Source organism: Hydrogenovibrio sp. SC-1 (genome assembly GCF_002848135.1).
Classification (GTDB): Bacteria; Pseudomonadota; Gammaproteobacteria; order Thiomicrospirales; family Thiomicrospiraceae; genus Hydrogenovibrio.
Genome location: NZ_PKGB01000019.1, coordinates 23,841 through 38,812, shown reverse-complemented (window position 1 = coordinate 38,812; position 14,972 = coordinate 23,841). Strand labels below are relative to the sequence as shown.

The 14,972-nt window shown below is 43.9% G+C and carries 11 protein-coding genes; 4 read left to right on the top strand and 7 right to left on the bottom strand.

Going from position 1 to position 14,972, the window contains the following annotated elements; genetic code table 11:
* Positions 1-181: 181 nt before the first annotated feature.
* From CYQ88_RS09790 to CYQ88_RS09770, 5 genes are all read right to left on the bottom strand, one after another.
* Positions 182-1,045, bottom strand: coding sequence for a hypothetical protein (locus CYQ88_RS09790; RefSeq protein ID WP_101841174.1), 864 nt, complete (start codon positions 1,043-1,045; stop codon positions 182-184).
* 197 nt (positions 1,046-1,242) lie between these two features.
* Positions 1,243-3,015 carry a dihydrolipoyl dehydrogenase gene (gene lpdA / locus CYQ88_RS09785; RefSeq protein ID WP_101841173.1) on the bottom strand — a complete coding sequence of 591 codons (1,773 nt, stop codon included), beginning with the start codon at positions 3,013-3,015 and terminating at the stop codon, positions 1,243-1,245.
* A 12-nt stretch (positions 3,016-3,027) separates the two neighbouring features.
* Complete coding sequence (aceF, locus tag CYQ88_RS09780; RefSeq protein ID WP_101841172.1) at positions 3,028-4,344, bottom strand: dihydrolipoyllysine-residue acetyltransferase; 1,317 nt, start codon at positions 4,342-4,344, stop codon at positions 3,028-3,030.
* A gap of 110 nt (positions 4,345-4,454) precedes the next feature.
* Positions 4,455-7,115 carry a pyruvate dehydrogenase (acetyl-transferring), homodimeric type gene (gene aceE / locus CYQ88_RS09775; RefSeq protein WP_101841171.1) on the bottom strand — a complete coding sequence of 887 codons (2,661 nt, stop codon included), beginning with the start codon at positions 7,113-7,115 and terminating at the stop codon, positions 4,455-4,457.
* Between the two features lie 345 nt (positions 7,116-7,460).
* Positions 7,461-7,958 carry an RNA pyrophosphohydrolase gene (locus CYQ88_RS09770; RefSeq protein WP_101841170.1) on the bottom strand — a complete coding sequence of 166 codons (498 nt, stop codon included), beginning with the start codon at positions 7,956-7,958 and terminating at the stop codon, positions 7,461-7,463.
* A gap of 221 nt (positions 7,959-8,179) precedes the next feature.
* Here CYQ88_RS09770 and CYQ88_RS09765 point away from each other — a divergent pair, with 221 nt between their 5' ends.
* Positions 8,180-8,836 carry an HAD family phosphatase gene (locus tag CYQ88_RS09765; RefSeq protein WP_101841169.1) on the top strand — a complete coding sequence of 219 codons (657 nt, stop codon included), beginning with the start codon at positions 8,180-8,182 and terminating at the stop codon, positions 8,834-8,836.
* 74 nt (positions 8,837-8,910) lie between these two features.
* Here CYQ88_RS09765 and ffh read toward each other — a convergent pair whose 3' ends face one another.
* Positions 8,911-10,287 carry a signal recognition particle protein gene (gene ffh, locus CYQ88_RS09760; protein ID WP_101841168.1) on the bottom strand — a complete coding sequence of 459 codons (1,377 nt, stop codon included), beginning with the start codon at positions 10,285-10,287 and terminating at the stop codon, positions 8,911-8,913.
* A gap of 197 nt (positions 10,288-10,484) precedes the next feature.
* Here ffh and CYQ88_RS09755 point away from each other — a divergent pair, with 197 nt between their 5' ends.
* The 3 genes from CYQ88_RS09755 to CYQ88_RS09745 all read left to right on the top strand — a co-directional run bounded on the left by CYQ88_RS09755 (position 10,485) and on the right by CYQ88_RS09745 (position 13,480).
* Positions 10,485-11,285 (top strand): inner membrane protein YpjD, encoded by an 801-nt coding sequence (locus tag CYQ88_RS09755; protein ID WP_101841167.1) that lies wholly within the window; start codon positions 10,485-10,487, stop codon positions 11,283-11,285.
* 142 nt (positions 11,286-11,427) lie between these two features.
* Complete coding sequence (locus tag CYQ88_RS09750) at positions 11,428-12,669, top strand: HlyC/CorC family transporter (protein WP_101841179.1); 1,242 nt, start codon at positions 11,428-11,430, stop codon at positions 12,667-12,669.
* Positions 12,670-12,679: 10 nt separating this feature from the next.
* Entirely contained in the window at positions 12,680-13,480 is an 801-nt protein-coding gene (locus tag CYQ88_RS09745) for an inositol monophosphatase (RefSeq protein ID WP_101841166.1), read from the top strand.
* A gap of 94 nt (positions 13,481-13,574) precedes the next feature.
* On the opposite strand, the gene radA is transcribed toward CYQ88_RS09745, so the two are convergent.
* Positions 13,575-14,945: a DNA repair protein RadA gene (gene radA, locus CYQ88_RS09740; protein ID WP_101841165.1), complete on the bottom strand. Its 1,371-nt coding sequence runs from the start codon at positions 14,943-14,945 to the stop codon at positions 13,575-13,577.
* Between the last annotated feature and the right edge of the window lie 27 nt (positions 14,946-14,972).

Genomic DNA, 14,972 nt, shown 5'->3' with positions numbered 1-14,972 from the left:
AAAAGCACAACTTAACTGAGATTGAAACCATAAGAAACCCACTAAACAAAATTGCAAAGCGGTTTTTTTTTAAGCTCAAAAACAACCAGGCCTGGTCAGTTTTGATTGTTTATTCGCTAACCAGAATACAAATCAATCGAGCCAGACCCATTGATTCTTACATTTTACTAGCCCAATAATTTTATTTTTCAGATGTCATTTGACCAGCTTTATATAAAGTACTAACAACTTCCTCACTTTCTTGAAAAATGGTAGCCAGTTTTTTGTAATCAACTTCTACAGACCTATCATAAAGATGTATAAATTGATTTGGTGGTGAAGAAGTCATTATTACACTTCCATAATTTTTTATTTTTTTAGTGAGAATTGATTCTTGCATTATTTTAGGAAATGCATCAAGAAAGCTAACCATTTCTATTATTAAATCATCAACAAACACAATCATTTTTTCTGTTAAATCTATGGCTTCTTTCAAAGTCTGATTCGGTATTATTTTTAAAAGTGTTTCAAGCTCAATATTTGACTCGCTCTGTGATTCAGTAATAAGTTGTACAATCCTTTCATGCAACATACTTCGTTTTGCCATAATAGTTTGGAGTTCATTATAGTTCTCTATCATAGAGAAAATTCTTACAATATTTCTCCAGCTAGAATCCTTCATTGTTCCTGGAACTTGTTTTGCAGCAAAAATAATGGATTCAACTTTATACTCTATTGAATTGCCATTACTTATCATCCTAGGGATGTAAAGCAATCTTTGAATAGGATCATCAACTTCTTGGATTGCAAGAGCATAATTATGCTTCCAAGCAATTAAACTGCTTTGAGCCTGCAAAACCAGCATTATTAGCAAGTTACCGCTATCTAGTTTATCTTTCTCTACTTGCATCCTTTCCTGATGCTTTATAGTCCAAAACGCAACTCCTGCACCAAGAAGTGCCGAAAAAATCCCTGATACGATAGGCCATACATAATCTTTTAAATAACTTGATTCTTGCTTTAGATTGTTAATGGCTTCAATTAATAATTTCCAATCTTCCGACATAAAACATCCTCTAGTTAGATGGTACAAATTAGAAAGACTTGATTATGGTTTTTGAGTCAGAGTAAAGTCGAATCACACTTAATCAACAAGAGCATAATACAGTAAATAAATGCGCAATTTAATAAACAAAAAACCCGCATAAAGCGGGCTTTTTGTTATCAAAAACAACCATACCCACAAGGGGCATAAAGGCCTGGCTATTTCTTTTTCTTTGGCGGCATGAGATCGGTAATTGTACCTTCCGCCATTTCGGCTGCGAAACAAAGCGTTTCACTCAGCGTTGGATGCGGATGGATGGTGAGACCGATGTCTTGCATATCTGCGCCCATTTCAATGGCGAGCATGGCTTCGGCAATTAGTTCACCGGCATTAGGCCCGACAATACCGCAACCGAGTAGACGGTGGGTTTCAGCACAGAAGAGTGCTTTGGTCACCCCTTCGTCACGCCCTAGACTTAAGCTACGTCCAGACGCTGCCCAAGGGAAAGCGCCTTTTTCATAAGCGATGCCTTCGGCTTTGAGTTCGGCTTCGGTTTTACCTGCCCAAGCCACTTCTGGGTCGGTGTAGGCAACCGATGGAATGCTCATTGGGGTAAAGGCACTTGGCATACCGTTAATAACTTCTGCAGCCACTTTCCCTTCGTGTACCGCTTTATGCGCTAACATGGGTTGACCAACAATATCGCCGATGGCGTAGATGTGATCGACATTGGTTTTTTGACGCTCATCTACCTCAATAAAGCCCCAATCATTGACAGCCACACCGGCTTTTTCAGCATCAATCAATTTGCCGTTTGGTGCGCGACCGACCGCAACCAAGATACGATCAAACGTATCAGTTTCTGGGCAGTCTTTACCTTCAAATGTCACCACCAAGCCTTCATCTTTGGCTTCAACATTAGTGACTTTTGATTTTAGGTAGATATTCTCATACTGCTTTTTGATCTTGTTCAATAGGGGTTTTGAGATGTCTTTATCTGCACCCGGAATAATGGTGTCACCCAATTCAACCACGGTAATGCTTGCACCCAGTGAATTGTAGACTTGTGCCATTTCCAGTCCGATAATGCCACCACCGATCACCAACATCCGTTTTGGGACTTCTTCCAGTTCCAACGCATCGGTTGAGTCCATGACGCGTGGATCGTCATGTGGAATAAATGGCAATTTCACAACACGAGAACCGGCAGCGATAATGGCGTTTTCAAAGGCGATGGTTTTGGTGCCGCCTTCTGCTAACTCAACCGTGACGGTATTGGCAGAACTGAATTTACCATAGCCTTGAACGACTTCAACTTTACGTGCTTTCGCCAGACCCGCTAGCCCGCCAGTTAGCTTGCCGATGACGGAATCTTTATAAGCTCGCATTTTGTTGGTATCAATTTCTGGCTCGGCAAAGGTAATGCCGTGCGCACCCATTTCACGGGTTTCGTTTAATACCACAGACATGTGCAATAACGCTTTTGATGGAATACAGCCGACATTTAAGCAAACACCACCGATATTTTCATATCGCTCAATCATCACCACTTTTTTGCCTAAATCCGCTGCGCGGAATGCGGCTGTGTAGCCACCAGGGCCAGAACCGAGAACCAAGACGTCGCATTGCATATCAGTATCGGGTAAGTCTGCCGCCGAAACGGCTTGTGGTGCTGGGGTATTGGTTGATTTTTCAGGTGCTGGTTCTGGGGTAACACTTTCTTCGACATTGGAAGAAACGGTTTCAACATCGGCAATTTCGATTTTACCAACCAGCGAGCCTTCTTTGACCTTATCGCCCACGGCAATTTGCATTTCCACAATACGACCGGTATAAGGTGCTGGAATTTCCATGGTGGCTTTGTCTGACTCTAAGGTTAATAGTGAGTCATCTTGAATAACTTCTTCACCTGCAGAGACCAATACTTCGATTACATCCACTTCGGCAAAGTCGCCGATATCTGGAATCAGGATGTCAACAATCTTACTCATATACTTCTCCGATTACAGAATCAATTGGCGTAGATCAGTTAAATACTGACCGACCGTGGTGGTAAAGCGAACCCCTTCAGCCCCGTCGACCACACGGTGGTCATAAGAAACGCTGAATGGCATGACCAAACGCGGTTCAAATTCAGAGCCATTCCAAACAGGTTGCATTTTGGCTTTTGAAAGCCCCATAATTGCAACTTCAGGCGCGTTCACAATTGGCGTAAACTGGGTGCCACCGATACCGCCTAAGCTAGAAATGGTGAAGGTACCGCCAGACATATCTTTCGGTGTTAATTTACCATCGCGCGCTTTGCCAGATATTTCCATTAACTCACGTGACAATTCATAAATGCCTTTTTTATCGACATCACGGAACACTGGAACAACCAGACCATTCGGCGTATCGACCGCAACACCAATATTGTAATAGTGCTTTTTAATTAAAGATTGACTGTCTGGTGATAAAGAAGCATTGAAATTTGGGAAGTCTTGAAGTGCTTTGACCACCGCTTTCATCACGAAGACCAATGGCGTTAATTTAACACCTTCTTTTTCCGCTTGGGCTTTCATACTCTTACGGAACGCATCCATTTCAGTGATGTCACATTCATCAAACTGGGTCACATGCGGAACATTTAACCAGCTGGTTTGTAAGAACTTGCCAGAGATTTTCTTGATACGACCCAATTCAACCGTTTCGGTTTCACCAAATTGGCTGAAGTCGATTTCTGGTACGGATGGAATCCCCATTCCGCCTTGTGCAGATGCGGCACCCGCATTGCCTTGCATAACGGCTTTAATGGCGGACTCAACATCGGTTTGCTGAATGCGTCCCTTAGGACCAGACCCCGTTACCGAGGTTAAATCGACACCTAATTTACGGGCAAAGGCTCTGACCGATGGTGATGCGTGAGATGCAGCACCCATTGCTTGAGCATTAATCGGTTTGGTTAAAGCTTGAGCAGTTGGTGAAGGCATTGCCGCTGGCGCAGGTGCCGTTTCAGCCGCTGGTTTAGGAGCTTCTTTAGCAACTTCGGGTGCCTTTTCAGGAGCAGGTGCCGGTTTTTCTGCCGGAGTTTCATCCGCCGAAGCCGAGGCTTCGATTTCAAAAACCACCGTTCCTTCACTCACCTTGTCACCGATATTGACCATCACTTTGGTAATTTTTCCAGCAGTAGGTGCTGGAATTTCCATGGTTGCTTTGTCCGATTCTAGAGTCAATAACGAATCATCAACCTCGACTTCATCGCCTTCAGCGACTAAAACTTCAATAACTTCGACTTCATCAAAATCACCGATATCCGGGATATTAATTTGCTGGTTAGCCATGTCATTTCATTCCTTGTTAAACTTCAACCTGAGCTTTTGGCCAGGTTGAATGTAAATTCTGACGCTGCCTTCGCAGCGCGTTTAGATAGACGATTTAGCGTCCTTTACCATTAAGCGTGAACAGGATAGGTTTTTTCACTATCAAGACCATACTTCTCGATGGCTTGCTGAACCACTTCTGGTTTGATACTGCCCGCATCTGCTAAGGCTTTAAGCGATTGAACAACCACATAATAACGGTTCACTTCAAAGAACTTACGGAGTTGTTCACGCGTATCAGAACGACCAAAACCATCTGTACCTAACACATAGAATTCACCCGGAACATATTCACGAATCCGGTTTGGATAGTCACGAATATAATCGGTCGCAGCGATAAATGGCCCTTTTGCATCGGCCAAAGTCGCTTCACAATAAGAAACTTTAGGCGTTTCGGTTGGGTGCATCGTATTCCAACGATCCGTTTCAATTCCATCACGACGTAATAGGTTAAAGCTTGGCGCTGCCCAAATATCAGCAGCCACTTTCCAGTCAGTTTCCAACATTTCTGCTGCGGCAATCACTTCACGGAAAATGGTACCAGAGCCCATCAACTGAACTTTATTCTTGTGCTTAGCTGTTGATTTCTTAAAGGAATAAAGCCCTTTTAGAATCCCTTCTTCCGAACCTTCTGGCATAGCCGGATGGGTGTAGTTTTCGTTCATACAGGTGATGTAGTAATAAACGTCTTCTTTCTCATTAAACATCCGCTTAATCCCATCACGGATAATCACCGCCATCTCATAAGCAAAGGTTGGATCATAAGAAAGACAGTTAGGGACATGATCAAATTGGATTAGGTTATGACCATCTTGATGCTGTAGCCCTTCCCCTTCCAAAGTGGTACGACCTGCTGTTCCACCCATTAGGAAACCACGTGCACGAGAATCGCCGGCTGCCCAGGCTAGATCCCCAATACGCTGATAACCAAACATTGAATAGTAAATATAGAAAGGTACCATGCTCACGCCATAGTTGGCATAAGCGGTGGCCGCGGCGATCCAGTTAGACATGGCGCCGGCTTCGTTAATCCCTTCTTGGAAAACTTGACCGCTGGCCGATTCTTTGTACCACATCAGTTGGTCTGAATCCATTGGCTCATATAACTGTCCGGCAGGATCATAGATACCCACTTGACGGAATAGCCCTTCCATCCCAAAGGTACGGGCTTCATCCGGAATAATTGGAACACAACGTGGCCCAATTTTCTTATCTCTTAATAAGATTGAGATAATACGAACAAATGCCATAGTCGTTGACATTTCACGATCATCCGTCCCTTCCGTTAACATTTTGAAAGCGGATAATTCAGGAACAGGAAGTGGTTCAGCATGATCACTACGAGCCGGTAGACTTCCACCTAAAGCATCACGACGTTCTTTCATATAAGTCGCAATATCCGACCCTTCTTCAGGACGGTGGAACGGAATATCTTTTTCTAACTCTTCATCAGAAATTGGCACAGAGAAACGATCACGGAAGTATTTCAATCCATCTAAATCCAGTTTCTTCTGTTGATGCGCGGTATTAGCGGCTTCACCATATTGCCCCATACCATACCCTTTAACGGTTTTCGCTAAGATTACGGTTGGTTGGCCAGTCGTTTCAGTCGCACGCTTATAGGCATTGTAAATCTTACGAGGTGAATGACCACCGCGCGTAAGACGGAAGATTTCGTCATCGGTCATGTCGGCGACCAGTTCAGCGGTTTCTGGGTATTTTCCGAAGAAGTGTTCACGAACGAAAGCACCATCTTTGGCTTTATAGGCTTGATATTCACCATCAACCACTTCACCCATACGCTCAATCAGCTTACCAGTGACGTCTTTTGATAGTAAACGATCCCAGCCAGAGCCCCAAAGTACTTTGATAACATTCCAACCTGCACCACGGAACACGCCTTCCAATTCTTGAATGATTTTGTCATTACCACGAACAGGGCCGTCTAAACGTTGTAGATTACAGTTAATAACAAAGATGAGGTTATCGAGTTTTTCACGCTTAGCCAGTTGTAAGGCACCACGAGATTCTGGCTCGTCCATTTCACCGTCACCTAAGAAGGCCCAAACTTTACGGCCTTGGGTTTCAGATAGGCCGCGCGCTTGCATATATTTCATAAAACGCGCTTGATAAATGGCCATTAAAGGACCTAAGCCCATAGAAACCGTTGGGAACTGCCAGTAATCAGACATTAACCAAGGATGAGGATAAGAAGATAAACCGTTTCCATCCACTTCTTGACGATAATTTCTTAGTTGGTCTGCTTCCAAACGCCCTTCCATATAAGAGCGGGAGTACATACCTGGCGCAGTATGCCCTTGGAAAAACACCATATCGGCACCTTGCTCATGCTTAGGGCCTTTAAAAAAGTGATTCATACCAACTTCATAGAGCGTACAACTCGAAGCGTAAGAGGCGATATGCCCGCCCACACTGGTGTATTTATTGGCTCTTGAAACCATTGCCATCGCATTCCAGCGCAGTAGCGCACGCATTCTTCGCTCAATATCCACATTTCCAGGATAGTTCGCTTGCTCTTCAGGGGCAATGGTGTTGATGTAAGGGGTGTTTGCAGAATAAGGGATATCGATACCATGCACACGCGCTTTTTCGATTAGTGTGCCAATGATATGTTGCGCCTTGTCCGAGCCTTCAAAGGAGACAACGGCTTCTAGGGCATCAAGCCACTCTTGTGTTTCTTGTGGATCTTGATCAACGAACTTATCGTTCATAAATTTAACCTCTTTGGTTGGTTCAAGCCTGCTTCAGGGGCTGGGTTTCCCTAAAGTCATTCAACAGCCAGTAGTTCTTACCGGTGTCGCCAACATAACCACTTTGGTTTCCAGCTACTTAGTATTTCCAAAGCGTTAGATCTCGAGATAGTGCAGACGAGGGAACCCCCTCCATCGCCATCTGAGTTCATTAAATGCTGACGCATAATAACATTTTTTGTTTGTTTTGCCTAACAAAGCACGCTTTTTGGCGGTAGTGAGATTCAGAATATCGGGGAGATAAAATAAGGAGGTGTCGTTAACGGCATTCTGTTAAAGCAATGCCGAGACAATCGGTTTGATGATTTATGAGGTCAGGTTTTTTGACCAGAATTTTTCTAGATGGGTTTCAAGCTCGGTTAAGGCTTGATGATAGACCGCTTGCTTAAAGGAAACCACTTTTTGGACAGGCAACCAATAATCGACCCAATTCCACCCTTCAAATTCAGGGGTATCGTGACGATTCAAATCAATTTTATCTTCTTCACTCAGCAAACCTAATAAAAACCAAATCTGTTTTTGGCCAATACAAACCGGTTCGCTATAGTGGCGAATGAGATGTTTTGGCAAATCATAGGTTAACCAATCTTGGGTGCGCCCCAATACCCGCACATCTGAGGGTTCTAGGCCAACTTCTTCTTTGAGTTCTCTAAAAACAGCCTGCTGTGGGGTTTCATTTTCCCGCATGCCCCCTTGTGGAAATTGCCAAGCATCCTGATAGAGGCGCTTGCCCCAAAAAAGCTTGCCCTCTTTATTGACAATAATAATACCGACATTTGGCCGATACCCATTTTCATCAATCACACCTGTCCCTTTTTCAGTTCAGTGATCTTCATCTTGAGCCTTTGAATATTCGTTTTAATTGTGACAATTATTGCAAAAAAAGGGCTTTTCTTTCAATCTCTTTTAACATTAATCTGAAAATAAGCTTAAAAAATCCAATTGAAGCCCAAAAAATTCTAATCACAACTCTAAATCTGTCGGGTAAACTATGCGACTCAAACAACACGATTTAAGGGACTTGAATGGCATTAGCAATCTTTGACTTGGATAACACCTTGATTCATGGCGACAGCGATTATCTTTGGGGAAAATTTTTAATCGAAAAAGGCGTCGTTGATGGCGATCATTATGAAAAAATGAACGACGCCTTTTATGCTGATTACCAAGCAGGAACCTTGGATATTTTGGCTTACCAACGCTTTTCTTTAGCACCGTTGAGCGCCCACCCGATGGGAACATTGATTGAATGGCGCAAGACCTTTATGCACCATTACATTCTGCCGATTTACCAAGACAAAGCACAATCCATTGTGGATAAGCACCGCCAGCAAGGAGATCAATTACTAATCATTACGGCAACAAATTCTTTTGTGACGCGCCCCATTGCGGATCTTTACGGTATAGAAGCGTTAATTGGTACGGACCCAGAAGTTAAGGATAATCATTTTACCGGTGACGTGGTCGGTACCCCTTCCTTCCAACAGGGTAAAGTGACTCGATTAAAAAGCTGGTTGCAAAATCAACAGCAAGACTTAAAAGACAGTTATTTCTATTCCGACTCGCATAATGACATTCCACTGCTCGAACTGGTAGACAACCCGATTATGGTCGATGCAGATGAAGCGCTGCTGGCTCACGGACAAACCAAACAGTGGCCATCTACCTCTTTTCGGGATTAAAAACGAAAAAAGCCACCCAGGCCTGGGTGGCTTTAACAAGATAACCTAACAACGGTTACGATTTATGGCTAGCCCTATTTCATGCCAGGCGGCATCATTCCGCCCAGGCCTGGCATTTTACCCGCCATACCGCGCATCATATTTTTCATACCGCCTTTAGAAACCTTCTTCATCATTTTTTGCATCTGCGTGAATTGTTTCATCAGTTTATTAATATCTTGCACTTGCGTTCCAGAACCGGAGGCAATCCGTTTTTTACGGGACCCTTTGATAATGGCTGGATGTGCGCGTTCCTGAGGGGTCATTGAATAGATAATGGCCTCTAAGCGTTTAAAATCTTTTTCAACCGCTTGGTCATTGATCTGCCCTTTTATTTGACCCATGCCTGGCATTTTACCTATTAAGCCGCCTACGCCGCCCATGCTATTGATTTGTTGCAACTGCTCTAAGAAATCTTCTAAATCAAACTGTCCGGATTTTTGAATCTTCTTGGCAAATTTCTGAGCTTTCTTTTGGTCAATTTTGCTTTCAGCTTCTTCAATCAAGCTGAGTACATCACCCATACCTAAAATTCGGCCGGCCATACGATCTGGATGGAAGGATTCTAATGCATCGGTTTTTTCACCCGCACCAATAAACTTAATCGGTTTACCGGTAATTTGTCGGATAGATAAGGCGGCACCACCACGGGCATCGCCGTCTGTTTTGGTTAGAACCACCCCTGTCAACGGCAAGGCATCATTAAAGGCTTTTGCAGTATTAGCGGCGTCCTGCCCCGTCATCGCATCAACAACGAACAAAGTTTCAATCGGCTTAATCGCCTGATGAAGGCGTTTAATCTCCGCCATCATATCTTCGTCAATATGCATTCGACCCGCGGTGTCGAGAATCAAGACATCGGCAAATTGCTTTTTCGCTTCTGCATGCGCAGCCTTAGCAATGGCGACCGGATCTTGATCCGCTGACGAGGGGAAAAAGCTCACATCCACCTGACCGGCAAGGGTTTCAAGCTGTTTAATCGCCGCAGGACGATAAACATCGGCAGAAACCACCATTACTTTTTTCTTTTCGTGTTCTTTTAACCAACGTGCCAACTTACCGACCGAGGTGGTTTTACCCGCCCCTTGCAACCCGGCCACCATAATAATGGCTGGCGGCTCAACATTGAAATTCAACGGCGCCGCTTCGTCTCCCATGACCTGGGTTAATTGCTCGCGAACAATTTTAATAAAGGCTTGACCAGGATTTAAACTGGTTGAAACTTCTTGACCGATCGCTCTTTGTTGCACCTGGTCAATAAACGTTTTAACAACACTTAAAGCGACATCTGCTTCGAGCAAAGCACGACGAACATCCCTTAAAGCATCTTTAATATTGGCTTCAGTCAAGCGACCTTGACCCGTTATGGCTTTAAATGATTTCGTCAAACGATCCGATAAACTATCAAACATATCCTTTCCCACTGTTTCCCAATCGCTTTTCTAATTAAGCTTTCGGTTAATTTCATTTCATTTACGCTGAATTTTCGATATTATAAGTGTTTATGAATTAAATAGCTAAAGGACGCCGAAATTCTTTTAAGAATTGGCTTCTAAGCTTCGCCGTTTGCGGTTATATTCTGTGTTTTCAATTTTGGTAAAGGATTAAGATGGTCATTAGCGCACTCGCTGCAATTTTTTCAAGTTTATTGTATTTTTTTGCAACTGGACTGTTGTGGCAGAGGTTCAAACAAGATCGATCCACAAAAAGTGGTCAGACATTTAATCGGTCAAAACTCTTAATCTTTGCTATTACGGCAGCGTTGTTACATCTCTATTCTTTTTCACATAACCTGATTGTTGATAACACCATTGTGTTTAGCCTAGGTATGGGGCTCTCTCTGATCAGTTGGATAGCGGTGATGGTTTTGCTCATCACCAATATCAACAAAGCCACTGAAAACTTAGGGATTTTTATCTTCCCAATTTCGGCCTTAACCACCTTAGCACCCATGGTTGGCTTTGAAGGAAGTCCGCTCCCTTATCCATTAGGAAGCCATGTACTGATTTCCATTACCGCTTACAGCATTATGGGCTTGGCGGCGGCTCAAGCCGCTCTGTACGCGGTTCAAGAACATCGTTTTCAAAAACGCCAACTCACCACCCTCTTCAAAAACCTACCGCCCCTACAGGTCATGGAAAAAACCTTGATCCAAATGGTATTAATCGGCTTTATCTTTTTAAGTTTTGCCTTGCTGAGCGGTGTGTTTTTTCTAGAAGATATTTTTGCTCAGCACCTCGTTCACAAAACCTTTTTTGCAATCCTAGCCTGGTTGACTTATGGGTTATTTCTTTTCGGACATTTCCGTTTTGGATGGCGAGGACAAAAAGCGGCCTATTACATTCTGTGGGCGTATTTCTTACTGATCCTAAGTTATATTGGAACCGAAGCGATTCTAATCATACTTTAACCGTCCGCTCTATTATCAATTGCCTGCGCCAAAACTTTGCGGCGCAGGGGTTTTATCGTTATAATTCTCTTTCGATTCACTCTATAAAACGATCATTTTGAACAGTCTGCCCATTTCTGCCCTCTTTATCATCCTTGGTTTGATGATTATTTTATCTGCGCTCTTCTCCAGCTCTGAAACGGGCATGATGGCGTTGAATAAGTACCGCCTAAAACACAAAGTCAAACAAGGCCATAAAGGCGCTATTAAAGCTCAAAAATTGCTCGAAAAGCCCGATCGGCTATTAGGGGTGATTTTATTAGGCAATAATTTTGTCAATATCTTTGCCTCGTCAATTGCCACCATTATTGCTATGCGCTTGATTGGTGAAGCTGGCATTGCGCTTGCCGCTGGGATATTGACACTGGTGATTTTGATTTTTTCTGAAGTTGCACCTAAAACCTTAGCGGCACTTTATCCTGAAAAAATTGCCTATCCAGCTGCTTATGTTTTAGAACCTTTACTCAAAATATTTTCCCCCCTCGTCTGGTTCATCAACTTTATTGCAAATGGGTTTCTCAGGATTTTTGGTGTTAAAGTCATGCAGCATGACCAGGATCAACATGCACTAAGCAAAGAAGAACTACAGACACTCATCAATGAGGCCACTGGTCGATTACCAAAACATTATCGCAGCATGTTGAGCGGCATTATGCAACTGGAAACCATTACCGTAGAAGATGTTATGATCCCGAAACAGGACATCTATGGTATTGACGTCAATGAACCACTAGATAAGATTGTTAAGCGCATTTTAAAATCGCCGTTTACTCGCATCCCTGTGTATCGCGACAATATGGACGATGAATTGATTGGGATTATAAATCTGCGCAAAATGCTGCCGATTTTAACCAAGCCTAATCTCACCTTAAAAGACATTATTAAAGCGACCAGGCCTGGTTATTTTATTCCAGAAACAACCACCTTAAACATCCAGCTTTCCAAGTTCAATAAGCACAAACGCCATATGGCTTTGATTGTGGATGAATACGGCAATCTGCAAGGGTTACTCACCTTAGAAGACCTACTTGAAGAGATCGTTGGTAAATTTTCTACTGACAACCGGGAAAAGGTGTTTAATACGATTCAAACGCATAAAGACGGTTCGATTACGTTTGACGCATCTGAATTTATTCGAGACGTTAATAAAACCTATCAATTTGACTTACCAACAGATGGTCCAAAAACCTTAAATGGCCTGATTCAAGAGGAACTTGAAACGCTGCCAATGGTCGGAACCTGTCTTAAAATCGGCAACTACACCATTGAGGTTGTCGAAACCTCTAATCATGCCATTGAGAAAATAAAACTCAAAGAAGTCGACCCCACCCAGCGTTTTAAATAAAAGGAGACGTATGTCAATTTTTGCCGACTCAAAACACTGGCAGACCTTAAAGCAAGGTATTATCCAGCTTGCCAAACAAGAAGTGCTTTCTCGGTTCGAAAAAATTTCCGCTGAAAGAAAAGCCGATGGCAGTCTATTAACTGAAGCCGACACTGAAATGCAGAAAGCCACACAAGTATTTTTGCAGCAACACTGGCCTCAGTTTGATTTTTTGGGTGAAGAATCTTCAGAACAAGTTCAAAAGGACGCTCTCCAATCGCCGAAAGGTTGCTGGATTTTAGACCCAGTTGACGGTACCAGTAATTTTGCCAGCGGCATACCCTTTTTCAGTGTCTCTCTGGCGCTGGTTATCCAAGGCAAGGTTGCTGCCGGCATAATTTATGATCCGGTCCGCGAAGAGCTATTTGCCGCACGACAGGAACTGGGCGCTGAACTCAACGATCAGCCACTGGTCGCATCCTGCTGGCAAACCAGTCTTAAGCAGTGCATTGGCATTGTCGATTTTAAAAGGCTTGAACTGCCACTTGCACAAAAATTGATTGCACAAGCACCTTATGCATCTCAAAGAAGTATTGGCTCGGTTGCGTTAGATTGGTGCTGGGTTGCCGCAGGTCGGGGGCAAGTGTATTGTCACGGCGCGCAAAATATTTGGGATTATGCTGCAGGTTGGCTAATTTTAGAAGAAGCGGGTGGACAAAGTGCCACCTTGGATGGCGAAGCGGTTTTTTGTAGTGAAATTACCAAAAGATCAGCCGTTGCCGCCACCACACCCAGCTTATTTAAGGCTTGGCAACAACACTTAAAGGTTTAGTCCTAGAGGCCAAGCAAATTGCTTAGCCACTGACGAAAACCACCAGGCCTGGTCAAGTTTTCACCATTAAATGGCCTACATCACCTCAATTGCCTCATAACAGATTTAATGCCTGCTGCAGACTGGTAACACCTTGAACCTCCATCCCAGAGACGCCGTCCTTTGGAACATTTGCCATTGGCACTATCGCGCGCTTAAAGCCATGCTTTGCGGCTTCAAAAATACGCTCTTGACCACTGGAAACCGGACGAATTTCACCTGAAAGTCCAACTTCACCAAAGACAATCAAATCTTGCGGCAGCAGCCTGTTCCGCAAACTAGAAACAACCGCACATAACACCGCCAAATCAGCGCTGGTCTCCGACACTTTAACCCCACCGACGACATTGACATAGACATCTTGGTCATTGGCTTGCACCCCTGCATGACGATGTAATACGGCTAACAACATTGCCATTCGGTTGTAGTCTAGACCCACCGTCACCCTCTTAGGCGCACCATAAGGGGATTCATCGACTAATGCTTGGATTTCGACGAGTAAAGGCCGGGAGCCTTCCCAAAGCACCATCACCACTGAACCCGGAGACGGCTCTTCTGCTCGCGATAAGAAAATGGCGGATGGGTTTTTGATTTGCTTCATGCCCTTGTCGGTCATGGCAAACACCCCTAGCTCATTAACGGCACCAAATCGATTTTTAATGGCTCTCAATGTCCGAAAACGACTGTCCGATTGCCCTTCCAAAAACAGCACCGAATCCACAATATGTTCTAAGACTCTTGGACCAGCCACTTCACCTGACTTAGTCACATGGCCCACCAAAAATACCATGACATTGTTTTGCTTGGCAAAACGGGTTAAATAGGCAGTGGATTCTCTAACTTGCGAAACCCCACCTGCAGCACTGGTGACTTCTGCTAATTGCATGGTTTGAATCGAATCAATTATCATTACTTTGGGTTGCTCTTTTTCAGCCGCAACCACAATCGACTCCACATCCGTTTCAGTCAGCAATCGTAAAGCTTCATCTGGTAACTCCATTCGCTTAGCACGCATGGCGACTTGCTGCAATGACTCTTCCCCCGTGACATACAACACGGAATGAGCCTGGCTGAGTAAACAGGAAATTTGCAGCAACAAAGATGACTTACCAACACCAGGGTCCCCTCCAATCAACACGACCGATCCAGGAACAATGCCTCCACCCAACACCCTATCCAACTCACTCAGACAGGATGTGATTCTCGGCACTTCAGCCAGCGATACATCAGCAATTGAGTAGACAGCTTTTTCTGAAGCGCCACTGTATCCTGCAGCAGTACCGCGTGTCTGACTGCTTTTAGCGGAGGTCACTTTAAATTCCTTTAAGGTATTCCACTCACCACAGGCCATACATTGACCTTGCCATTGAGCATAATCCGCACCACACTCCGTACAAACATAAGCGGTTTTATTTTTCTTTGCCATGATCTCTTCCAACAAAAAAGCCCGCAA

What these genes read in the sequence shown, in the direction of transcription:
- CYQ88_RS09790 (WP_101841174.1), bottom strand. Translation starts at nt 1,045, where the DNA reads ATGTCGGAAGATTGGAAATTATTAATTGAAGCCATTAACAATCTAAAG.
- lpdA (WP_101841173.1), bottom strand. Translation starts at nt 3,015, where the DNA reads ATGAGTAAGATTGTTGACATCCTGATTCCAGATATCGGCGACTTTGCC.
- aceF (WP_101841172.1), bottom strand. Translation starts at nt 4,344, where the DNA reads ATGGCTAACCAGCAAATTAATATCCCGGATATCGGTGATTTTGATGAA.
- aceE (WP_101841171.1), bottom strand. Translation starts at nt 7,115, where the DNA reads ATGAACGATAAGTTCGTTGATCAAGATCCACAAGAAACACAAGAGTGG.
- CYQ88_RS09765 (WP_101841169.1), top strand. Translation starts at nt 8,180, where the DNA reads ATGGCATTAGCAATCTTTGACTTGGATAACACCTTGATTCATGGCGAC.
- ffh (WP_101841168.1), bottom strand. Translation starts at nt 10,287, where the DNA reads ATGTTTGATAGTTTATCGGATCGTTTGACGAAATCATTTAAAGCCATA.
- CYQ88_RS09755 (WP_101841167.1), top strand. Translation starts at nt 10,485, where the DNA reads ATGGTCATTAGCGCACTCGCTGCAATTTTTTCAAGTTTATTGTATTTT.
- CYQ88_RS09750 (WP_101841179.1), top strand. Translation starts at nt 11,428, where the DNA reads ATGATTATTTTATCTGCGCTCTTCTCCAGCTCTGAAACGGGCATGATG.
- CYQ88_RS09745 (WP_101841166.1), top strand. Translation starts at nt 12,680, where the DNA reads ATGTCAATTTTTGCCGACTCAAAACACTGGCAGACCTTAAAGCAAGGT.
- radA (WP_101841165.1), bottom strand. Translation starts at nt 14,945, where the DNA reads ATGGCAAAGAAAAATAAAACCGCTTATGTTTGTACGGAGTGTGGTGCG.